We start from the raw sequence: 21471 nt of genomic DNA, 5'->3' as shown, positions 1-21471 counted from the left end.
CGTGCGGCCGCCGCCACGCGTGATACGTGTGCCGGTCAGGCCGCCTTGTACTGGTTGCGCGCCTCGGGCGTGCGATACAGCACGAGTGTCGCGATCAGCCCGCAAATCGCGGCAACGCTCAGCCACAAACCCGGCGCCGCCTTGTTCCCGGTCTGATGAATCAGCAGCGTCGAGATTGCGGGCGTGAAGCCGCCGATCGTCGTCGCCAGGCTGTATGCCAGCGAGAAACCGGCCGTGCGCACGTCGGCCGGCATCACTTCGGTCAGCGCGACGACCATCGCCCCGTTATACGACGCGTACAGGAATGACAGCCACAGCTCGACCGCGAGCAGCCGCAGGAACGACGGATCGCCGACGAGCCACAGCACGGCCGGGTAAGCCGTCAACAGCGTCAGCACCGTGAACGCGATCAGCACCGGGCGGCGGCCGATGCGGTCGGACAACGCACCGGACAGCGGCAGCCACACGAGATTGGAGATCCCCACGCAGACGGTCACGACGAGCGCATCGAGCGACGACAGGTGCAGCACTTCCTTGCCGAACGTCGGCGTATAGGCGGTGATCATGTAGAACGACACCGTCGTCATGATCACCATCCCCATGCCCGCCACCACAATGCCCCAGTTGTCGAGCATCGAACGCATGATCTCGCCCATCGTCGGACGATGACGCTTCGCGAGGAACTCGTCGGTTTCCTTCAGCGAACGACGGATCAGGAACAGGAACGGCACGATCAGGCAGCCGATCAGGAACGGAATGCGCCAGCCCCACGCGGTCATCTCCTCGACCGGCAGTGCGCGGTTCAGCAGCACGCCGACGAATGCGGCGAACACGACGGCCACCTGCTGGCTGCCCGACTGCCACGACGTATAGAACCCCTTGTGCCCCTTCGTCGCAATCTCCGACAGGTAGACCGACACGCCGCCGAGTTCGACGCCCGCCGAAAAGCCCTGCAGCAGCCGGCCGAGCAGCACGAGCGCCGGCGCGAGCACGCCGATCGTCGCATAGCCGGGTATCGCGGCCACCGTGAGCGTGCCGAGCGCCATCAGGCCGAGCGTCAGGATCAGCCCCTTGCGCCGGCCGTGATGGTCGATATACGCGCCGAGCACGATTGCGCCGACCGGCCGCATCAGGAAGCCCGCACCGAACACCGACAGCGACAGCATCAGCGACGCGAATGCGTTGCCGCTCGGAAAATAGGTTTTCGCGATGGCCGACGCGTAATAGCCGTAGACCATGAAATCGTACATTTCCAGGAAGTTGCCGCTGACGACCCGGAATACGGTGCGGAATTTCGATTCCTGCGCGATGGCGTGTGACGCTGTGGACATGTTTTCTCGCTCAGCTCGGATGGCGCGAATCCGCGCCGCATGGATCCGACGACGCACGCGGCGCCGGGCCGGCGCGCACGGGCATCGCTGCCCGCCGGCGGCGCGCCGCGCAACGACGCGCGCACCGGCATGGTTCGCGCATCATGCCATGCCAACCCGACATTTGCCTTGTGCCGCCCCTGCCGCTGAGGTCGCGGCGCTCTCCTCGTACTAGTCGTCCCGAAACGGAAGCAAAAATCAGATTGATCTGATCGACCGGCCTTCGCCGGCTGACGACAATGTCTCGATTTGCGACGACATATCCGCGCCGCACCGGCACGGATGTCCGTGCCGCATGGCGCACCGCCCTCATGACTCCATCGCACCTCGTCCCCGTTGCCGGCGCGCTTGCCCGCCCTCGCATCGCTCCGCTCGATCAGGTCCCGTCGTTCGGCCAAGACTGGATCTTTCGCGGCGCACCCGGTGCGCGCGCCGGCAAGCACTGCCTCGCGACACTGGCAACGTCCTGCATCGACGTCGACCGGCCGCACCGCACGTGCCACTGGAAGCCGCTGCCGACGATCGCGCCTGCACCGATTTCCACCAGGCCGCCGGTTGCGATTCCGGCCGCCGCCGGCCGGCGCCCCCACCGTATCGCCGGTGGCGCTCGCGACCGGCGTGCGAAGTACGCGCTCTGCTGGAGCATCGGCGCGCTCGGCATCATTGGCTGGCTGATCGCCGCGCACGAGCCCATGACGGAATTCTGGCCCACCTACGCGATTCGAACGGCCGATGGCGCGCCCGATCACGCCACGTCGTCGTCCGGCACGGTGCAGGTCGCGATGGCTCAGCCGCATGCGTCGACGAACGCCATGCCGCAGCACGAGACGGCCGCCACCGTCGCGACGACGGCCGGATCACCGCCGGCCGCGCACCCGGTCACGCGTCGTCCGGCGTCGCTTCGTCCGCCGGCTAAATCCGACACGCCGCGCACCGCCACGGCCTCGTCGCTCCATTCGAACGGCAAGCGCACGACAGTGGCACCGGCCGGGCGCCCGACCGTGCAGCGGCTGGCTGCGCGTCCGCCGGTCCGGAACAACCCGATCGACACCCGGGCACGCGATCGGCTCGCCACCGCGCCGCACGCAATCGCCAATTCACACGATGCGCTCGACGATCCGCTCACGCTGATCGCCATGGCAGGCGCGCTGCGCGCGACGCAGCCAGCCCGCGCAACGCACGCTCCCCCCGTCAATTTCGACTGGACGGCACAACTGTCCCACCGCCGCTTGACCGACACGCCGAACGCGTTCGCGCGCTGACGGCACGGCCGTAAAAAAACCCGGCGAAGCTCGCTTCGCCGGGTTTTGCTCGTCTCTGTGTCGGTCTGACGATTCGTTACTTGTGCGTGGGCAGCCCCGTCTCGGTCTGCTTCTCGAGCTGTCGCACCTGCTCCTGCAGATCGCGCAGCTGCAACTGCGCAGCCCGCTTCTCGACCTGCAGCGCCTGTGCCTGCTCCTGCGCCGAGCGCTGCCGCTGCGCGACTTCGGCCTGCTGGCTGCGTGCAACACTCAGGTCGGCCTGCAACTGCTGTGCACGATTCGCCTGCAGCGCGATCACGCGCTCGAGAAACGCCTTCTGCGCCTCCAGCTCGGTACGGCGGATCTCGATGTCGGCAAGTTGTACGGTCTGCTGAACGAAGTTTGCATACACCATCTCCGCGCGGCTCTTTTCCTGCGACCGGATCACACGCCACAGATGCTTGTCCTGGAACAGCGCGACGTAGTACGTCATCTCGCGCGGGTCGAACATCAGGCTTGCACCGTAGCTGCCGTTGTAGGTCGTACGCATCTCGACGATGCGGCCATCGCGCAGCATCTGCGTCAGCTCGGCGACGTTGCCTTGTGCGGACGCATCCGTCGCAGCCGGATTGGAAGCCGCCGCGTCGCCGCGCAAGCTCGTGACCGCCGGACGCGTTCCGGCGGCGGGCGCGGTCGTGTCGGCAGACCAGGCCGCACCCGCTTGCGTGCAGGCAACCAGCGCAACGATCCACGTTGCGCACCGTGCAGGGGAAAAATTTCGGAAAGCCAACGTCAGACTCCGGCGAACGAATCGGAACTCGCGATTATCGTTCAAAACGAAACGGCCGCATCTCGAATTTATCGGACTGCGGCCGGTCGTCGTGCGACGCGAAGCATCCAGCTTGCTACAGGCGGGTTTCGCGCGCCGCGCGCAGGAATGCATCGAGCAACGGCGTGCAGTCGAGCAGTTCCGAACCGCCGGCCCGATGGAACTCCGGGTGCCACTGCACGCCGACGACGAACGGCGAACGGCGATGACGAATGCCCTCGATGATCCCGTCACCGGCCGACACGGCTTCGATGTTCAGATCGCGGCCGAGATCCCGGATCGCCTGGTGGTGGATCGAGTTGACGATCGCTTCGCTGCGCCCGGGGAACATGCTCGCGAGCGTCGACGAATCCGGGAAGCGGATCGCGTGTCGATGCTGGTCGTAATGCTCGCTCACGTGCGCATTCGCGGTCGGCACGTCGGTGGCGATGTCCTGGTACAGCGAGCCACCGAACGCGACGTTGATCAGCTGGCAGCCGCGGCATACGCCGAGCACGGGTTTGCCGGATTCGACGAACTCGTGCAGCAGCTCGAGCTCGTACATGTCGCGCACGCGATCGCCCGGCCATTCGGGGCGGGCGTCGGATGCGGCGTAGGTTTGCGGCGATACGTCCGCGCCACCCTGCAGCAGCAGGCCGTCGAGATGCTTCGCGTAGTCGCGCAGGCGGATGTTGCTCGGGTGAATCATGCCCTGGTGGCCGACGGTCGGAATCATGAACACGAGCACGTCGCGCGACATGACCCAGTGCGCGATCGATTCCTCGAGATACTGGAGCGTCTTGCCCCGCAGCCCCTTCGCACCCGGCTCCGGATGGAAGATCCGCGCCGACACGCCGATGCGCAGCGTGCGCTGCGTGATGCGCTGGCCTGCACGGTCGAACAGCCTGCGCGCGCGCGCGGCCACGATCCGGCCGAATACCGACCACGGCGTGTCGCTTTGCTTCAGATAGGCCGGCGGCGCATTCTGCGCGCTCGCAGGCGGCGGGCGCGGCGTGTCGAAATCAGGCGGTGCGCCGAAACCGGGTGGCGGCGTTCCAGCCTTCGGCGGCACGGCGGCAGCAGCACCATCGATGGCGGCGCCGGTCGCACCGGGCGCGCCCGGCTCGGACGCGGCCGTAACCGGTGACGCGCCGTCGGCAGCGACGTTCTGCGCGGCGGCCTGGGCAGCCGGCGCATCGGGCGCTTTCGCCGGATCGGAACGGGGGGAATCGGAAGAAACGGAGGAGGTGCCGGGCAGACCGGCCGGGGAAGGCGTGTTTTCGCTCATGACGATGGTCTGGTACGTCGCTCACGCGTATGGATAAACGAGGATTCATTATGCTTCAGCGCACGATCGAGCGGCAAACCTGCAACATCCTGTCGATATTGTTGCAAGTCGGCGGCAAACTGCGTCGGGGAGCGTCCCCGCCCACGCGCCGGCGAGGCTGTTACAGCGCCTCCGGCACTGGACACCAGTGATATATCACAATAATATCCACGCATCGTCCACGTTTCCCGCCAGCCTGCGCCATGATCGCGCCCCGCCCGGCCACCGCGCCGCACCCCGCATGAATGCCCTGACCGACGTCACCCGCGAGCCCCCGGCCGCACCGACGGCCAGCCTCGCCGACCGCGCGTATGCGCTGATCCAGCGCGACATCATCACGATGCGCCTGAAGCCCGGCGCCGCCCTCAACGAAGCCGACCTCGTCGCCCGCACCAGCATCGGCCGCACGCCGGTGCACCAGGCCGTGCATCGGCTCGTGCTCGAAGGGCTGCTGTCCGTGATGCCGCGCAAGGGATTGATGGTGCAGCCGCTGTCGCTCGACGACATCGTCGCGGTGATCGACGTGCGGCGCATCAACGAAGCGCACTGCGCGGAACTCGCCGCACGCCACGCAACGCCTGACGATCTCGCGCGCCTGGCCGCGCTGCTTGACGGCGGGCAGGCATGTGTCGACACGCACGATGTCGAAGGCATGATGGAACTCGACCGCGCATTCCACCAGGCGATCGCCGCGGCCGCGCGCAATGCGGTCCTCGCCGACATCCTGCGCGGGCTGCATGAGCGCTCGCTGCGCTTCTGGTTCGTCACGCTGTCCGAACCTCACCATCTCGCCGACGTCCAGCACGAGCATCGCGAACTGTTCGACCGGCTGTCCGCACGTGACGCCGCCGGCGCACGCGCGGCCGTCGAAAGTCATATCGATTCGTTCCGCTCCGCGCTTCTTCAACATCTTCGCCCCTGAGCCGCCCATGACCACTTTCACGCCCTTCCCCCCGCTCGCCCAGCTCGCCGCCGACCTCGCCGCCGGCCGGACCACGAGCCGCGCGCTCGTCGACACCGCGCTCGACCGGATCGCCGATCCGTCGGGCCAGGGCGCGGTCGTCTTCACGGAAGTCGATGCCGACAACGCGCGCGCGGCCGCCGACGCGCACGACCGGCTGCGCGCCGCGGGCACCGTTCTGTCGCCGCTCGCGGGCATTCCGGTGTCGGTCAAGGACCTGTTCGACGTCGCGGGGCAGGTGACGCGTGCGGGTTCGCGCGTGCTCGACGGCGCGCCGCCCGCCCGCACCGATGCGGTCGCGGTCGCGCGGCTCAAGCGCGCGGGCGCGGTGCTGGTCGGCCGCACCAACATGAGCGAATTCGCGTTCTCGGGGCTCGGGCTGAATCCGCACTTCGGCCATCCGCGCTCGCCGTACCACCGCGACGTGCCGGGTGACGCACGGATTTCCGGCGGCTCGTCGTCCGGCGCCGCCGCATCCGTCGCCGACGGCATGGCGGCCGTCGCGCTCGGCACCGACACCGGCGGCTCGATCCGCATTCCGGCCGCGCTGTGCGGGCTGACGGGCTTCAAGCCGACCGCGAGCCGGATTCCGACGCAAGGCGGCGTGCCGCTGTCGACGACGCTCGACTCGTTCGGCCCGATCGGCCTGACGGTTGCGTGCTGTGCGCTCGTCGACCGGATGCTCGCGGGCCTCGAACCGCACGTGCCGGCCGCCCGGCCGCTCGAAGGCGTGCGGCTCGGCGTGCTGACGAACTACGTGACGGACGGTGTCGATGCCGACGTCGCGGCCGCGCTCGACGCCGCGCTCAAGCATCTCGAAGCCGCCGGCGCGATCGTCACGGAAGTGCGCTTCCCCGCGCTCGACCGGCTGCCGGACGTCAACCGCTTCGGCTTCTCGCCAATCGAGGCCTACGCGTGGCATCGCCCGCTGCTCGCCAAGCACCGCGACCAGTACGACCCGCGCGTGCTCACGCGGATCCTGAAGGGCGAACCCGCGACCGCGGCCGACTATCTCGACCTGCTCGCCGCACGCACGGCGATGCTCGACGAAGCCGCCCACACGGTCTGGTCGCGTTTCGATGCACTCGTCGCGCCGACGGTGCCGGTCGTGCCGCCGCGCATCGCCGAACTCGAAGCGGACGACGCCGCGTTCACACGCACCAACGCGCTGATCCTGCGCAACCCGAGCGCGTTCAACTTCCTCGACGCGTGCGCGTTGTCGCTGCCCTGCCATCCGCGCGACGCGGCGCCGGTCGGGCTGATGCTCGCGGCCGCCCCGCACCGCGACGACGCGCTGCTCGCGATCGGCCAGGCGGTCGAGGCCGTGCTGAACACGATCCGCTGAGCGCAACCGTCCAAACGCCGGCGGACACGACGCGCGATGCGGCAGGTTGCCGCACGCGCGCTGTCAGTTTCGTGCCAGACCATTCGCGCTAAAATCGCGCGATTGTTTTCCGGACCGACCCACGAGGAACCCCGCCGACATGAACGACTACACGCTCGCACTCCGCCGCGAACGCCGCCTGCTGATGCTGCTCGGGTGGGTGTGCATCGCCCTGCTGGCCGGTGCGCTGTACCTGCAGTACGTGAAGAACGAAGATCCGTGCCCGCTGTGCATCATCCAGCGCTACTTCTTCTGCGCGATCGGGATCTTCGCGTTCCTGGCCGCCGGGATCCGCAACTGGCGCGGCGTCTGGGTGCTCGAGCTGCTGATCGCGATCGCCGCGGCCGGCGGCGTCGGCACGGCCGCCCGGCACCTGTCGATCCAGATGAATCCGGGCTTCAGCTGCGGTTTCGACACGCTGCAGCCGATCGTCGACAGCCTGCCGCCCGCGCAGTGGTTCCCCGGGATGTTCAAGGTCGCCGGGCTGTGCGAGACGGTCTACCCGCCGATCTTCGGCATCCTGCTGCCCGGCTGGGCGCTGATCGGCTTCGCGGTGATCCTGATCGCCGTGGTCGCGAGCCTCTGGCGCCATCGCCGCAAGCTCGCGGCCTGACCGGCCGGTTTCGACCGGCCTGCGCGCGGCCCGCTCGCCCCGGGGCGCACACTGCCGCCGGCCGGTAGCCGCCCGGCTCCGGCGCACCCGCCGTCCCGGCCCGGCGAGCCGCATCCGGCCCGTCAAGCGTAAACACCTACCCCGCCGCCGCCCGGCTCTCCGGGCGAACGCGCATCGCGCGACTTCCGCGCCCAGCCCCGCCACGCCTGCGTTTCGGCCCGATGTGCACGCATCGGCGCCCCGATCCCGCGCGGCGGGCCTATGATCGACATGATCGCCTCCTGATAGTCCGGATCACCGCCTGGCAATGTTCCCGTCGCCTTGCGGTGCTATCTTCGTGACTGGATGGCGATCTACGTGCGCGAGGCCAGGCGGTCTCACCACCCCTGCGTAACGCGCGCCCGATCCGCAATGTCGACTGGATTCATCATGACAACGCAAACCATCCGCATCCGTCATCCTCATGGCGTCCGCGCATCCGGCGGTGCCGACCGCGCGCGCCGTTCGCGCGCTGCCGCCGCACTGCATCGGCCGTGCGGCCGGCCCGCCTCGCTCCCGTCCGCCATCGTTGCCGCCGCGCCCGCCAGCCCGCGCCGCGTGTCGTGCCGCGTCGCCCCGAACGGAGCGTGCTGATGGAAGCCTGGCTCGGCGATCTGCAGCAACTGCTCGCACATGGCGAAGCGGCCGTGCTCGTGACGGTCGCGCACACCGACGGCTCCGCGCCGCGCGAAGCCGGCACCAAGATGCTCGTCACGCGCGACATGGCCCGCCATACGATCGGCGGCGGTCATCTGGAATGGAAGGCGATCGAGATCGCGCGGCATCTGCTCAAGGATGGCGCGCACGTGCCGCACGCGCGCCGGCTCGAACGGCTCGCGCTCGGCCCGAGTCTCGGCCAGTGCTGCGGCGGCGCCGTGGTGCTCGCGTTCGAGCGGCTCGATGTGGGCGATCTCGGCTGGATCATGTCGCTCGCGAAGCGTGTCGCGGCCGGCGCCGCGACCGTGCGTAGCGTATCATTCGGCCCCTCACCGGGCGCGCCGCTGTTGAGCGAGCCCGAATCGGAAGCCGCGCGTGCCGACTGCCTGCTGTGGGAAACCGGCGGCGTGTCGCTGATGACCGAAACGATCGCGCCGTATGCGTTCCCCGTCGTGCTGTTCGGCGCCGGGCACATCGGCACCGCGCTCGTGAAGGTGCTGGCGACGCTGCCGTGCCACGTGCGCTGGATCGACGGGCCCGATGCGGTGTTCCCGCCGGCCGACGCGCTCGCCGGCATCGGCAACCTCGCGATCGAAGCGGCCGCTGCCCCGGCCGACGCGGTCGACGCCGCACCGCCGCAGTCATACTTCGTCGTGATGACGCACGACCACGCACTCGATTTCGTGCTGGCCGAGCGTATTTTGCGGCGCGGCGACTACGCGTACTTCGGGATGACCGGATCGCACACGAAACGCGTGCAGTTCGATCATCGCCTCGCCGCGATCGGCATCGACCCGGCCCAGGTGGCACGGATGCGCTGCCCGATCGGTGTCGAGGGCATCATCGACAAGGCACCCGAAGTGATCGCGATCTCGGTGGCTGCGCAATTGCTGCAGGCCGTCGAGGCCAACGCGAATGCGAACGCGTCCACGCAGGCTTCCCCTACCTACTGACCGACCAAGAACGACGCCATGACCCCGACATTCAAGGACAAGATTGCCCGCGCGCCGAAAGCGGAGCTGCACATCCATATCGAAGGCTCGCTCGAGCCCGAACTGATTTTCGCGCTGGCGCAGCGCAACGGCGTGAAGCTCGCGTACGACTCGATCGACGCGCTACGCGCCGCGTACGCGTTCACCGACCTGCAGTCGTTCCTCGACATCTATTACGCCGGCGCGAGCGTGCTGCTGACCGAGCAGGATTTCTACGACATGACGGCCGCGTATTGCGAACGCGCGCTCGCCGACAACGTCGTCCACACCGAGCTGTTCTTCGATCCGCAAACGCACACCGAGCGCGGCGTATCGATCGAGACGGTGGTCGCGGGTATCGAGCGGGCACTCGCCGATGCCGAACAACGCGGGCTGTCGAGCAAGCTGATCCTGTGCTTCCTGCGTCATCTGTCCGAAGAGGACGCGCTCGCGACGTTCGAATCCGCGCTGCCGCTGTTCGAGCGCTATCGCCATCGCCTGATCGGCGTCGGCCTCGACTCGTCCGAGCTCGGCCATCCGCCGACGAAGTTCGCACGCGTGTTCGAGAAGGCGCGCGCGCTCGGGCTGAAGCTCGTCGCGCACGCGGGCGAGGAAGGCCCGCCCGCTTACATCTACGAAGCGCTCGACGTGCTGAAGGTCGACAGGATCGACCACGGCGTGCGCAGCATCGAGGACGAGGCGCTCGTCGAGCGCCTCGCGAAAACCCGCACGGCGCTCACCGTCTGCCCGCTGTCGAACCTGAAGCTGTGCGTGTTCGACGACATGGCGAAGCACACGCTGAAAGCGCTGCTCGATCGCGGCGTCGCGGTGACGATCAACTCCGACGATCCGGCCTATTTCGGCGGCTACGTCAATGAAAACTACTTCGCGACGGCCGAAGGGCTGCAACTCACGGATGCCGAAGTCCATGCGGTGATCCGCAACGGCTTCGAGGCGTCGTTCATCGAACCGGCGCAGCGCGACGCACTGTACGCGCGCCTAGACGCGTACTGGCAGGCCGCGTGACGGCCGGCATCGAGGAACGCTGGACAGATGAAACACGGCAACGGCATCCGCTTCGCGACCACCGGCCCGGCCTTGCGCCGGGACTATCGCGTGCGTGAGCGCGCGGCGACGGCGCTGTTCGTCGTCGCTCGCGCGTGCCTGCCGTCGCGATTTGCCGTTTCGCTCAAGGCCGCATCGGTCGTGAGCGCAACGGCTGCGAGGCCCGCCGGCAACCACTCGCGGGCGGCTTCGGCCGCCACGTTCGCCCGCGCAATCGCATCCGGTCGTGCCGCACGCAGCGTGCCGCACCCGCTCGCCAGGCGCTGTCTTGCCGCCGTGCGGCGTCGCCCGTTTTCTTCTGTTCGCCTTACCTTGATGCAGGATCATTCGTCATGACGCAAACCGCTTTCCGTTCCCAGTTACTGACCTTCAACGGCGACCCGGCGCAATCGAGCCAGGCCGCGATCTACGAGACCGACGGCCTCCTGATCGTCGACGACGGCAAGGTCGTCGCGGCCGGCCCGTACGCGCAGCTCGCCGCGACGCTCGCGCGCGACGCGATCGTCCATGAGCTGCGCGACAAGCTGATCGTGCCCGGCTTCATCGACACGCACATCCACTATCCGCAGACGGACATGATCGCGTCGCCGGCACCGGGCCTGCTGCCGTGGCTGGACAAGTACACGTTCCCGACCGAGCGCCAGTTCGGCGATCCCGAGCACGCGCGCGAAGTCGCCGACTTCTTCGTCGACGAACTGCTCGCCTGCGGCACGACGAGCGCGCTCGTCTACTGCACGGTGCACAAGCAGTCGGCCGATGCGCTGTTCGCGGCGAGCGACGCGCGCGACCTGCGGATGATCGCGGGCAAGGTGCTGATGGACCGCAACTGCCCCGAGTTCCTGCGCGATACCGCGCAATCAGGCTATGACGACAGCGCCGAGCTGATCGACCGCTGGCACGGCAAGGGGCGCCAGATGTACGCGCTCACGCCGCGCTTCGCGCCGACGTCGACCGAGGCGCAGCTCGAGGCGTGCGGCGAACTCGCACGCCGCCATCCGGACGTGTTCGTGCAGAGCCACGTCGCGGAAAACGTCGACGAGGTGAAATGGGTGGGCGAGCTGTTCCCCGGCCATCGCAGCTATCTCGACATCTACGACCGCTACGGGCTGCTGCGCCCGCGCGCGGTGTACGGCCACTGCATCCACCTCGACGACGAGGACCGCCGCCGGATGGCCGAGACGCGAACCGTCGTCGCGCACTGCCCGACGTCGAACTTCTTCCTCGGCAGCGGGCTGTTCGATTTCGACAAGGCCGGCGAATACGACGTGCCCGTCACGCTCGCGACCGACGTCGGCGGCGGCACGTCGTTCTCGATGCTGCAGACGATGAACGAAGCGCACAAGGTCGCGCGGCTGTCGGGCCACCACCTGACCGCGACGCGGATGTTCTGGCTCGCAACGGCCGGCGCCGCGCAGGCGCTCGACCTCGCCGACACGGTCGGCACGCTCGCACCGCGTACCGAAGCCGACTTCGTCGTGCTCGATCCGCAAGCCACGCCGCTGCTCGCACGCCGCACGAAGCGTGCGGATTCGCTCGAGGAACTGCTGTTCGCGTTCGCGCTGCTCGGCGACGACCGCGCGGTGTACCGCACCTATGCGGCCGGCCAACTCGTCCACGAGCGCGGCGCGGCACCCCGCCCCGCCGCGTAACGACCTGCCGGGGTGCGCCCCGGCACGTGCGGGCATCCACCGCCGCGCGCGCCGGGCCGCCGAGCTTGCCATGCGCCGATCCCGCCCCGACTCGGGGCGTAGCGCCCGCCAACCGCTTTCCCGCGCGTAACGCGCCGTGCTAGAATTCGCCGCTCATTGGGGAGTAGCCGCTCCGCTCGATGTCCCGCGCCCCCGGCGCGCATCGTGACGGAGGCGTCCGTCAACAGACTTGGCCATACGGCCATGGCGGACGCAGCCACCTAGGCCTGGCGAGACCGATGGTTCACAGCGCGCCGCATCAGGGCCCGGCGCGCGGTGGATCGTCGCTCGCACGCACAACATCGGCCCGTGGAACCCCATACGTGTCCCAAGCCTTCCTGATCTCCACCGGCGCCGTCGCCCTCGCTGAAATCGGCGACAAGACCCAACTGCTTTCCCTCGTACTGGCCGCGCGCTATCGCAAGCCGGTGCCGATCATTCTCGGCGTGCTCGTCGCGACGCTCGTGAACCACGGTTTCGCCGGCGCGCTCGGCGAATGGCTCGGCGCGCTCGTCACGCCGTCGATCATGCGCTGGGCGCTCGCATTCTCGTTCATCGCGATGGGGTTGTGGATCCTCGTGCCGGACAAGCTCGATGCCGACGAAGCCAATGCCAACCGCTCGCGGCTGGGCGTGTTCGGTGCGACCCTCGTCGCATTCTTCCTCGCGGAAATGGGCGACAAGACGCAGATCGCGACCGTCGCGCTCGCCGCGCGCTTCCAGGACTACATCGGTGTCGTGGCCGGCACGACGTTCGGGATGATGCTCGCGAACGTGCCCGCGATCCTGCTCGGCGACCGCTTCGCGCACCGCCTGCCGACGAAGCTCGTGCACGCGATCGCGGCCGTGCTGTTCGTCGTGCTCGGCGCGCTGGCGCTGCTGGGTATCGGGGTCTGACGGAAGGGCATGGCCGGCGCGGCCGGACGGCCGCGCCGAGAGGGATACCGCGTTACTTCGCGGCGGCAGCACCCGAGGCGGGCGCCGCCGGCACCGCGCGCTCGTTGGCAGCCGGCGCCGCCGAGCCGCCGCGCTTGTCGACCGGCAGCCGGACCGAGCGAACCGCGCCGTTGGACAGCGGGAAATCAGCGAGCGCGCTGCGCGCGAGGAACGGCATCGCGTACAGCAGCGTGCCGTTGTCGCCGGTCGTGCGCGCGGACACGTTGTACACCTCCTTGCCCGTCGCGCGCTCGGTGATGCGGATGCCAAGCGTGTAGTCGAACACCTGGTATGTCTGCGCGACGTAGCCGGCCGGCATCGGCCCCCAGGGACCCCACGGGCCCCACGGCCCGCGCCGCCAGTACGGCCCGGGCGCGAACCACGGATCGTAATAGACCGGCTGCGGTACCGTCACGAGATCGCTGCCGACCGCATAGGTCAGCCCGACGAGGTACCGCGCCTGCGCCTGCGGCACCTGCCGGAACGCATACGTCGACAGCTCGTTCGCGACGATCGGCTCGTAGGTCGACTGCTCGATGCTGTTCTTCTGCGCGTCGGTGCGCGTGAACGCATAGGTGCGTGTCGCGTCGCTGCCGCTCCAGTCGGAGAAGGCCGTGACCTGGGTCGTCACGTAGCTGGTACAGCCGGTCAGCAGCGCCACGCACAGCGCCGCCGCCCAGCCCGCACCGCGTTGAATCCATTCGCGTTTCATGTTGATCCTCTTCGATCCGTCACCCGTTCGTCGCACCGCGCGAACCGTAACGGGATGCCGATAATACGCGGACTCCCGGAACCGGTAAAAAGTTCGGCCGGCACGCGGCCGCCAGCCTTTGTACAATGGCCCGGTTCGCCCGGCCCGTGCCACGGGCCCGTCCCCTACTCCACCGATCTCGACGACCATGTCCGACAACGCCTCTTCCACCGTGATCCGCCGCGCCGACTACACGCCGCCGGCCTTCCTCATCGATTCCGTCGCGCTCGAATTCGATCTCGCGCCGGCCCGCACGATCGTCAGGAACACGATGCGCGTGCGCCGCAATCCGGACGCCGCGCCCGCGCCGCACCTGGAGTTGATGGGCGAAGCGCTCGAATTCCTCGGCGCGCACCTGGACGGCGCGCCGCATGGCGCCGTGCGCACGCACGAGCACGGGCTGACCGTCGAGAATGTTCCCGAGGCCTTCGAGCTGACGCTCGAAAGCGCATGCGCACCCGACCAGAATACGACGCTGTCGGGCCTTTATGTGTCGAGCAGCAACTTCTTCACGCAGTGCGAAGCCGAAGGTTTCCGCCGCATCACCTACTTCCTCGACCGCCCGGACGTGATGGCGTCGTACACGGTGACGCTGCGCGCCGACAAGGCCGGGTACCCGGTGCTGCTGTCGAACGGCAACCTCGTCGATTCCGGCGACCTGCCCGACGGCCGCCACTTCGCGAGATGGGAAGACCCGTTCCGCAAGCCGAGCTACCTGTTCGCGCTGGTCGCGGGCAAGCTCGTCGCGATCGAGGAAACGATCACGACCGGCTCAGGCAAGGAAAAGCTGCTGCAGGTGTGGGTCGAGCCGGCCGACCTCGACAAGACGCGTCATGCGATGGATTCGCTGATCCACTCGATCCGCTGGGACGAGAAGCGCTTCGGCCTCGAGCTCGATCTCGACCGCTTCATGATCGTCGCGGTGGGCGACTTCAACATGGGCGCGATGGAGAACAAGGGGCTCAACATCTTCAACACGAAGTACGTGCTGGCGAACCCCGAGACCGCGACCGACACCGACTTCGCGAACATCGAATCGGTGGTCGGACACGAGTACTTCCACAACTGGACCGGCAACCGCGTGACCTGCCGCGACTGGTTCCAGCTGAGCCTGAAGGAAGGCCTGACGGTGTTCCGCGATCAGGAATTCTCGGCCGACATGGCCGCGGGCGACGACGTCGAATCGGCGGCCCGCGCGGTCAAGCGCATCGAGGACGTGCGCGTGCTGCGCCAGCTGCAGTTCGCCGAGGATGCGGGCCCGATGGCGCACCCGGTGCGCCCGGAAAGCTACGTCGAGATCAACAACTTCTACACGATGACCGTCTACGAGAAAGGCTCGGAAGTCGTGCGGATGTACCAGACGCTGTTCGGCCGCGACGGCTTCCGCAAGGGGATGGACCTGTACTTCAAGCGCCACGACGGACACGCCGTGACCTGCGACGACTTCCGTCACGCAATGGCCGACGCGAACGGGCGCGACCTCGCGCAGTTCGAGCGCTGGTACAGCCAAGCGGGCACGCCGCGCGTGTCGGTGCGCACCGCGTACGACGCGGCCGCGCGCCGTTATACGGTCACGCTCGCGCAGGGCTACGGCGACGGGTCGCCGGCCGCGCGCGAAACGCAGCAGGGGCCGCTACTGATTCCGTTCGCGATCGGCCTGATCGGCCGCGACGGCCGCGACCTGCCGCTGCGTCTCGACGGCGAAGCCGCCGCCGCAGGCACGACGCGCGTGCTCGACTTCACCGACACCGAGCAGACCTTTACGTTCGTCGACGTGCCGGAACACCCGCTGCCGTCGCTGCTGCGCAACTTCTCGTCGCCGGTGATCGTCGAGTACGACTACAGCGACGACGACCTCGCGTTCCTGCTTGCGCACGACAGCGATCCGTTCAACCGCTGGGAGGCCGGCCAGCGCCTCGCGACGCGCGCACTGCTGACACTCGCCGCGCGTGCGGCCGCGAACGAGCCGCTCACGCTCGGCGAGAACTTCGTCGCCGCGTTCCGCCGCGTGCTGACCGACGCGACGCTGTCGCCGGCGTTCCGCGAACTCGCGCTGACGCTGCCGTCGGAAACCTACCTCGCCGACCAGATGGCGGAAGCCGATCCGGCCGCCGTGCATCGCGCGCGCCAGTTCGTGCGCCGCCGGCTCGCCACCGCGCTGCGCGCGGAATGGCTCGCCGCCTACGAGCAGCACCAGACGCCCGGCGCCTACGAACCGACGCCGGAGGCCTCCGGCCGCCGCGCGCTGAAGAACCTCGCGCTCGCGTATCTCGCCGAGCTCGAGGATCCGGCCGATGCGGTGCGCCTCGCGACCGCGCAATACGACGCGGCGAACAACATGACCGATCGCGCGGCTGCGCTCGGCGCGCTGCTGTCCGCCGCGGCCGCCGGCGCGACCGAACCGGCCGAGCACGCACTCGACGATTTCTACCGCCGCTTCGAGAAGGAAGCGCTCGTGATCGACAAGTGGTTCGCGATGCAGGCCGCGCAACGCGGTACGCCCGCGCAGCCGACGCTCGCGAAAGTGCGCAAGCTGCTCGCGCATCCGGCGTTCAACCTGAAGAATCCGAACCGCGCCCGCTCGCTGATCTTCAGCTTCTGCGCGGCCAACCCCGCGCAATTCCACGCGGCGGACGGCTCGGGTTACGCGTTCTGGGCCGAACAGGTGCTCGCGCTCGATGCGATCAACCCGCAGGTTGCCGCGCGCCTCGCGCGCTCGCTGGAACTGTGGCGCCGCTTCACGCCGGCACTGCGCGACCGGATGCGCGAAGCGCTCGAGCAGGTTGCCGCCGGCGCGAAATCGCGCGACGTGCGCGAGATCGTCGAGAAGGCACTCGCGTAACGCGATCGCCCGCATCGCGCCTGCGCGATACAGCCGGTGCCGCCCGTCGCGGCACCGGCTTTTTTATTGTGTGAAGACTCCCGGAACCGCGCGCAATCGCAGGGTCCGATCACACCGCCTGCCGTTGCCGCGAAGCGTGTCGCGCCGGTTTCCCCCACCGGAAAGCGGGCCGGTCCGGCTGCCCAGCCGTGTAACCGGACGAAAAAACCCGGCGGCACGGAAGGCGCGACGGGTAAAATTGCGGCCATTCAAGGATTCTTTGGCCTTCTGGAGTCTGTCATGTCCATTGCCCGCCGCACCACGCTGTCGAAGTTCCTGATCGAACAGCAACGTGAGACCAACAACCTCCCCGCCGACCTGCGCCTGCTGATCGAAGTCGTCGCACGCGCGTGCAAGGCGATCAGCTACAACGTGTCGAAGGGCGCGCTCGGCGAAGCGCTCGGCACCGCCGGCAGCGAGAACGTCCAGGGCGAAGTGCAGAAGAAGCTCGACATCCTGTCGAACGAAATCCTGCTCGACGCGAACGAATGGGGCGGCAACCTCGCCGCGATGGCATCGGAAGAAATGGAAACGTTCTTCCCGATCCCCGCGAACTACCCGCGCGGCGAGTACCTGCTCGTGTTCGATCCGCTCGACGGCTCGTCGAACATCGACGTGAACGTGTCGATCGGCACGATCTTCTCGGTGCTGCGCTGCCCGGACGGCAAGCAGGCCACCGAGGAATCGTTCCTGCAGCCCGGCACGCAGCAGGTTGCGGCCGGTTACGCCGTGTACGGCCCGCAGACGGTGTTCGTGCTGACGACCGGCAACGGCGTGAACTGCTTCACGCTCGACCGCGAAGTCGGCTCGTGGGTGCTCACGCAGAGCAACATGCAGATCCCGGCCGACACGCGCGAATACGCGATCAACGCATCGAACGCGCGCCACTGGTACGACCCGGTCAAGCGCTATATCGACGAACTGAACGCCGGCAAGAACGGCCCGCGCGGCGACAACTTCAACATGCGCTGGATCGCATCGATGGTGGCCGACGTGCACCGGATCCTGAACCGCGGCGGCATCTTCATGTACCCGGCCGACAAGCGCACGCCCGACCGTCCGGGCAAGCTGCGCCTGATGTACGAAGCGAACCCGATGTCGTTCATCGTCGAACAGGCGGGCGGCGCCGCGACGACCGGCACGCAGCGCATCATGGAAGTGCAGCCGACGGGCCTGCATCAGCGCGTCCCGGTGTTCCTCGGTTCGAAGAACGAAGTCGAGCGCGTGACGGGCTACCACCAGGAAAAGGAATAAATTTGCACTGCAGCACTAGACAGTATCGCGCGACGTACGTAGAATCGCGGCTCTCGATGTGACCCCAACGGGTCGCATCGCAGTGAAACGAAGCGGGAAGTTTGCCGAGTCGATGAGTTTCGCGAAACAGCAGCAGCAAGCTGAAAAAAATTCGCAAAACCTATTGCCAAGGTCTCAGATTTCACCTTATAATTTCGTTTCTCTGATGCCGGTGTAGCTCAGTTGGTAGAGCAGCGCATTCGTAATGCGAAGGTCGTAGGTTCGACTCCTATCTCCGGCACCAAGTTATAAAGGGCTGACAAGCAATGCTTGTCAGCCCTTTTCTCATTCCGGGCGCCAAATCGTGCGCTGCCCTTCTTCTCTCTGCGTCCGCTCCGCTTGCGGGCATCACCCGACTCCCGCGCAGCACGCCGCCGATTACAATCGCCGGACCACTCCGCCCTTTCCGAGCATCATGCGCACCTGGCGTCTCGAGCGACCGAACCTCACCGGGCAACTGGACGTATTACGTGCGACGCGCCTTGTCGCCGCGATCGGCGGCAACGAGCCCAACGCATTCGCAGCCGAAGTGCTGAAGCTGTTCGACGATGCGCTGTCGGTCACGCAATGCACGATCTTCGCGTACGAGCTCGGCAACCGCCCGCGCACGCTATCCGTCGCCGACCATCGCGGCGGCCGCTACCTGCGTGACGTCGCCGACATCTACGCACGACACTTCTACACGCTCGACGGCAACCAGAAGATCGTATCGAGCGCGCCTCGCGGCGCGCGCCGCCACGACCTGCTGCTGCACCAGCAGGCCGGCGACGAGATCGATCACGAAGCGTATCGAGCGGCCTGCTACCGCGGCCCCGACGTGTCCGACCGGCTGTCGTTGCTGATGCAGCCCAACGATGCGAGCTGGCTGTCGATCAACCTGTACCGCGCGCATCGCAGCGGCGCGTTCCAGCCGCGCGAGATCGCGGAGATCGAAGCGCTCGCCCCGCTGATCGCGCAGGCCGCGAAGCATCACTACGCACTCGCCGGTGCCGCGCAGATCGGCATCCCGCAACGGATGCTCGCGCGGTTACGCAGCGCCTGCCCGGCGCTGTCCAAGCGCGAACTCGACGTGCTGCGCGGCGTGCTCGAAGGCCAGACCGCGCACGAGATCGGCGAGACGATCGGCGTGAAGGCGTCGAGCGTCGTCACATACCAGAAGCGCGCGTACCGGCGCCTGGGCATCTCGAGCCAGCGCCAGTTGTTCGCGCTCTGCCTGCAGCCTTGAACCGACCCGGCTTGCGATGACCGAATCGGGGTAAATCCCGGTCGGCTTGCCGTACCCCGAATGGGGACAGCGGATTCCCGCACGGCTTCCATACTGCTTCGACTGCCTGCACGCGGCCCCGGCGCGCGTGCACGTCGAACCGCTCTCCCCTGGAAGCCAACGATGGATATCGACTTCAAGCCCTACCCGTTCGTCGCCGAGCGCCATCCCGCGCATCTGCCGGCCTGCGACGACGGTATCGACACGCACCGGCATCGCGTCGCGATCGTCGGCGGCGGCCCCGTCGGCCTCGCCGTTGCGCTCGGTCTCGCGAACCACGGCATCCGGAGTGTACTGATCGAGGCCGACGACGCGGTCTGCCACGGCAGCCGTGCGATCTGCATCTCGCGGCGCAGCCTCGAGATCATCGAGCGGCTCGGCGCGCTCGACGACTTCCTGCGCACGGGGCTGCCGTGGACCGGCGGACGCAGCTTCTACCGTCGCGACGAAGTGCTGCATTTCACGATGCCGCAGGACGAAAACCAGAAACTGCCGCCGATGATCAATCTCGCGCAGTATCACATCGAACAGTTCCTGCTCGACGCCGCACTGCGCCGCCCCGAACTCATCGAGATCCGCTGGCAGGCGAAAGTCACCGGCGTCTCCCTGCACCCGGAGGGCGTGCGCCTCGACGTCGACACGCCGCTCGGCGGCTACGCACTCGACGCCGACTGGGTCGTGGCGTGCGACGGCGGACGCAGCACGATGCGTGAAGCGCTCGGCCTGTCGCTGCAAGGCACGAGCTACGAGGGCCGCTACGTGATCGTCGACATCGCGCTCGACAGCGACCGGCCGACCGAACGGCTCGCGTACTTCGACCCGTCGTCGAACCCGGGCTCAACGGTGCTCGTCCACAAGCAGCCCGACAATGTGTGGCGGATCGACTACCAGTTACGCGACGATGAGGATCCCGAAGCGGCCATCAAGCCGGAAAACGTGATCCCGCGCGTGCAGAATCTGCTCGACATGATGGGCGAGCGCGGCGACTGGTCGCCGATCTGGATCACGATCTACAAGGCGAATGCGCTGACGCTCGAACGCTATCGGCACGGCCGCGTGCTGTTCTGTGGCGACGCCGCGCATCTCGTGCCGATCTTCGGCGTGCGCGGCGCGAATTCGGGCATCGACGATGCCGACAACCTTGCATGGAAACTCGCGTACGTGATTCGCGGCCTTGCATCGGACACGCTGCTCGACAGCTACTCGGACGAACGCGTGTTCGCGACGCACGAGAATCTTCGCTACGGCACGAAGAGCACCGAGTTCATGGCGCCACCGTCGTTTGCATTCGACCTGATGCGCAAGGCCGTGCTGTCGCTCGCGGTCCGGCATCCGGCGCTGCGTTCGCTGATCAATCCGCGCCAGACGACGGCCATCGCCTATGCGACGTCGTCGCTCAACGCAGTCGAACGCGATACGTTTTCAGCCGGCCCCGCGCCCGGCACGGTGCTCGCCGAATGTCCACTGATGCTGTACGCGCCGCACGGCAACGCCACGCGGCGCGGCCACCTGACCGATCTCGTCGCCCCGCGCTTCACCGCGTTCTGCTTCACGTCCGACGGCGTGCCCGATCCGACGCTCGCTGGCCTTGAACAGCGCCTGCAGGCTGCGCGGATACCGTTCGCGCTCGTGACGCTCACGCGACATGTGGCGCCGCGGCAACCGGCCTGCGGCGGCCGTGACGGAGACGGCCGGCTGTTCGACATGTACGGCGCGCGCGATGGCACCGTCTATCTCGTACGTCCGGATGGCCACGTACTCGGCCGCTGGCACGACGCTCGCGCGAGCGACGTGATCACCGCGCTCGAACGCGCACTTCGTCCGTGCGCATCAACCGATCCTCAGGAGACCGCATGATGACGGATACCGAACGCGACGTCCTCTACACCGACCTGTGCCACACGATGACACGGATCGGTGAAGCCGATGCATCGCTCTTTCTCGCCCGCTTCGCACTGCTGTCGATCGAGGCGATCGGCGAACCCGCGACCGTCGCACGGCTGATCGCCGACGCAGGCGACGGATTGCCCGACGTGGGCATGCAGGCATCGGTGCACGAACGATGACGCCGACGGGCGACCTGCTTCACCGGCGGCCGTTTATTACAACTTCATTTCATCATGCATCACCCACGCACGAGCCTAGCCGTATGCAGACAAATTCCCTGGAAAATCCCGTTAAGGGTGCATAACATTACTTAACGATTCCGACCCGTCTAACGCG

Annotated in this window: 18 protein-coding genes, 1 tRNA gene and 1 riboswitch; of the genes, 15 read left to right on the top strand and 4 right to left on the bottom strand. The window is 67.7% G+C overall.

Annotation, left to right across the window (positions count from 1 at the left end):
• Window positions 1-35 precede the first annotated feature (35 nt).
• Complete coding sequence (gene tcuC, locus LXE91_RS09990) at window positions 36-1331, bottom strand: MFS transporter (protein WP_039343310.1); 1296 nt, start codon at window positions 1329-1331, stop codon at window positions 36-38.
• A gap of 350 nt (window positions 1332-1681) precedes the next feature.
• Between tcuC and LXE91_RS09985 the strand changes: the two genes are divergently transcribed.
• Window positions 1682-2632, top strand: coding sequence for a hypothetical protein (locus LXE91_RS09985; protein WP_076841771.1), 951 nt, complete (start codon window positions 1682-1684; stop codon window positions 2630-2632).
• 76 nt (window positions 2633-2708) lie between these two features.
• On the opposite strand, the gene LXE91_RS09980 is transcribed toward LXE91_RS09985, so the two are convergent.
• Complete coding sequence (locus tag LXE91_RS09980; RefSeq protein ID WP_039343315.1) at window positions 2709-3401, bottom strand: DUF2968 domain-containing protein; 693 nt, start codon at window positions 3399-3401, stop codon at window positions 2709-2711.
• Between the two features lie 115 nt (window positions 3402-3516).
• Window positions 3517-4707, bottom strand: coding sequence for a gamma-glutamyl-gamma-aminobutyrate hydrolase family protein (locus tag LXE91_RS09975; RefSeq protein ID WP_039343319.1), 1191 nt, complete (start codon window positions 4705-4707; stop codon window positions 3517-3519).
• Window positions 4708-4987: 280 nt separating this feature from the next.
• Here LXE91_RS09975 and LXE91_RS09970 point away from each other — a divergent pair, with 280 nt between their 5' ends.
• From LXE91_RS09970 to LXE91_RS09935, 8 genes are all read left to right on the top strand, one after another.
• Window positions 4988-5668, top strand: a complete 681-nt coding sequence (locus tag LXE91_RS09970) for a GntR family transcriptional regulator (RefSeq protein WP_039343321.1) — start codon at window positions 4988-4990, stop codon at window positions 5666-5668.
• Window positions 5669-5675: 7 nt separating this feature from the next.
• Entirely contained in the window at window positions 5676-7052 is a 1377-nt protein-coding gene (locus tag LXE91_RS09965; RefSeq protein WP_039343325.1) for an amidase, read from the top strand.
• 139 nt (window positions 7053-7191) lie between these two features.
• Window positions 7192-7704: a disulfide bond formation protein B gene (locus LXE91_RS09960; RefSeq protein ID WP_039343326.1), complete on the top strand. Its 513-nt coding sequence runs from the start codon at window positions 7192-7194 to the stop codon at window positions 7702-7704.
• 632 nt (window positions 7705-8336) lie between these two features.
• Entirely contained in the window at window positions 8337-9353 is a 1017-nt protein-coding gene (gene xdhC, locus LXE91_RS09955) for a xanthine dehydrogenase accessory protein XdhC (protein WP_039343328.1), read from the top strand.
• A gap of 18 nt (window positions 9354-9371) precedes the next feature.
• Window positions 9372-10397, top strand: coding sequence for an adenosine deaminase (locus LXE91_RS09950; protein WP_039343331.1), 1026 nt, complete (start codon window positions 9372-9374; stop codon window positions 10395-10397).
• Between the two features lie 27 nt (window positions 10398-10424).
• Window positions 10425-10772, top strand: a complete 348-nt coding sequence (locus tag LXE91_RS09945; protein WP_039343334.1) for a hypothetical protein — start codon at window positions 10425-10427, stop codon at window positions 10770-10772.
• Window positions 10769-12085, top strand: coding sequence for a guanine deaminase (gene guaD / locus LXE91_RS09940; RefSeq protein WP_039343337.1), 1317 nt, complete (start codon window positions 10769-10771; stop codon window positions 12083-12085). Before LXE91_RS09945 ends, guaD begins: the two co-directional genes overlap by 4 nt.
• 146 nt (window positions 12086-12231) lie before the next feature.
• Window positions 12232-12369, top strand: a riboswitch (yybP-ykoY riboswitch).
• Window positions 12370-12447: 78 nt separating this feature from the next.
• Window positions 12448-13020, top strand: coding sequence for a TMEM165/GDT1 family protein (locus tag LXE91_RS09935; protein ID WP_039343340.1), 573 nt, complete (start codon window positions 12448-12450; stop codon window positions 13018-13020).
• A 52-nt stretch (window positions 13021-13072) separates the two neighbouring features.
• On the opposite strand, the gene LXE91_RS09930 is transcribed toward LXE91_RS09935, so the two are convergent.
• Complete coding sequence (locus LXE91_RS09930) at window positions 13073-13771, bottom strand: DUF4136 domain-containing protein (RefSeq protein WP_278068078.1); 699 nt, start codon at window positions 13769-13771, stop codon at window positions 13073-13075.
• 187 nt (window positions 13772-13958) lie between these two features.
• On the opposite strand from LXE91_RS09930, the gene pepN reads away from it, so the two are divergent.
• From pepN to LXE91_RS09900, 6 genes are all read left to right on the top strand, one after another.
• Complete coding sequence (pepN, locus tag LXE91_RS09925; RefSeq protein ID WP_039343345.1) at window positions 13959-16652, top strand: aminopeptidase N; 2694 nt, start codon at window positions 13959-13961, stop codon at window positions 16650-16652.
• Between the two features lie 279 nt (window positions 16653-16931).
• Window positions 16932-17945, top strand: coding sequence for a class 1 fructose-bisphosphatase (locus tag LXE91_RS09920; RefSeq protein WP_039343348.1), 1014 nt, complete (start codon window positions 16932-16934; stop codon window positions 17943-17945).
• A gap of 207 nt (window positions 17946-18152) precedes the next feature.
• Window positions 18153-18228, top strand: a tRNA-Thr gene (locus LXE91_RS09915).
• 171 nt (window positions 18229-18399) lie between these two features.
• Window positions 18400-19209: a helix-turn-helix transcriptional regulator gene (locus tag LXE91_RS09910; protein WP_039343351.1), complete on the top strand. Its 810-nt coding sequence runs from the start codon at window positions 18400-18402 to the stop codon at window positions 19207-19209.
• 162 nt (window positions 19210-19371) lie between these two features.
• Entirely contained in the window at window positions 19372-21105 is a 1734-nt protein-coding gene (locus LXE91_RS09905; RefSeq protein ID WP_039343355.1) for an FAD-dependent oxidoreductase, read from the top strand.
• Complete coding sequence (locus LXE91_RS09900) at window positions 21102-21314, top strand: hypothetical protein (RefSeq protein WP_039343357.1); 213 nt, start codon at window positions 21102-21104, stop codon at window positions 21312-21314. Before LXE91_RS09905 ends, LXE91_RS09900 begins: the two co-directional genes overlap by 4 nt.
• Window positions 21315-21471 lie beyond the last annotated feature (157 nt).

The organism is Burkholderia contaminans, from assembly GCF_029633825.1.
GTDB classification, from domain to species: Bacteria; Pseudomonadota; Gammaproteobacteria; order Burkholderiales; family Burkholderiaceae; genus Burkholderia; species Burkholderia contaminans.
The sequence above is the reverse complement of the archived record's forward strand: the minus strand, read 5'-3'. Positions and strand labels throughout refer to the sequence as shown.

Bases quoted from the DNA above. Each gene is read 5' to 3' on its own strand.
- tcuC (WP_039343310.1), bottom strand. From the start codon at position 1,331: ATGTCCACAGCGTCACACGCCATCGCGCAGGAATCGAAATTCCGCACC.
- LXE91_RS09985 (WP_076841771.1), top strand. From the start codon at position 1,682: ATGACTCCATCGCACCTCGTCCCCGTTGCCGGCGCGCTTGCCCGCCCT.
- LXE91_RS09975 (WP_039343319.1), bottom strand. From the start codon at position 4,707: ATGAGCGAAAACACGCCTTCCCCGGCCGGTCTGCCCGGCACCTCCTCC.
- LXE91_RS09970 (WP_039343321.1), top strand. From the start codon at position 4,988: ATGAATGCCCTGACCGACGTCACCCGCGAGCCCCCGGCCGCACCGACG.
- LXE91_RS09965 (WP_039343325.1), top strand. From the start codon at position 5,676: ATGACCACTTTCACGCCCTTCCCCCCGCTCGCCCAGCTCGCCGCCGAC.
- LXE91_RS09960 (WP_039343326.1), top strand. From the start codon at position 7,192: ATGAACGACTACACGCTCGCACTCCGCCGCGAACGCCGCCTGCTGATG.
- xdhC (WP_039343328.1), top strand. From the start codon at position 8,337: ATGGAAGCCTGGCTCGGCGATCTGCAGCAACTGCTCGCACATGGCGAA.
- LXE91_RS09950 (WP_039343331.1), top strand. From the start codon at position 9,372: ATGACCCCGACATTCAAGGACAAGATTGCCCGCGCGCCGAAAGCGGAG.
- LXE91_RS09945 (WP_039343334.1), top strand. From the start codon at position 10,425: ATGAAACACGGCAACGGCATCCGCTTCGCGACCACCGGCCCGGCCTTG.
- guaD (WP_039343337.1), top strand. From the start codon at position 10,769: ATGACGCAAACCGCTTTCCGTTCCCAGTTACTGACCTTCAACGGCGAC.
- LXE91_RS09930 (WP_278068078.1), bottom strand. From the start codon at position 13,771: ATGAAACGCGAATGGATTCAACGCGGTGCGGGCTGGGCGGCGGCGCTG.
- pepN (WP_039343345.1), top strand. From the start codon at position 13,959: ATGTCCGACAACGCCTCTTCCACCGTGATCCGCCGCGCCGACTACACG.
- LXE91_RS09920 (WP_039343348.1), top strand. From the start codon at position 16,932: ATGTCCATTGCCCGCCGCACCACGCTGTCGAAGTTCCTGATCGAACAG.
- LXE91_RS09910 (WP_039343351.1), top strand. From the start codon at position 18,400: ATGCGCACCTGGCGTCTCGAGCGACCGAACCTCACCGGGCAACTGGAC.
- LXE91_RS09905 (WP_039343355.1), top strand. From the start codon at position 19,372: ATGGATATCGACTTCAAGCCCTACCCGTTCGTCGCCGAGCGCCATCCC.
- LXE91_RS09900 (WP_039343357.1), top strand. From the start codon at position 21,102: ATGATGACGGATACCGAACGCGACGTCCTCTACACCGACCTGTGCCAC.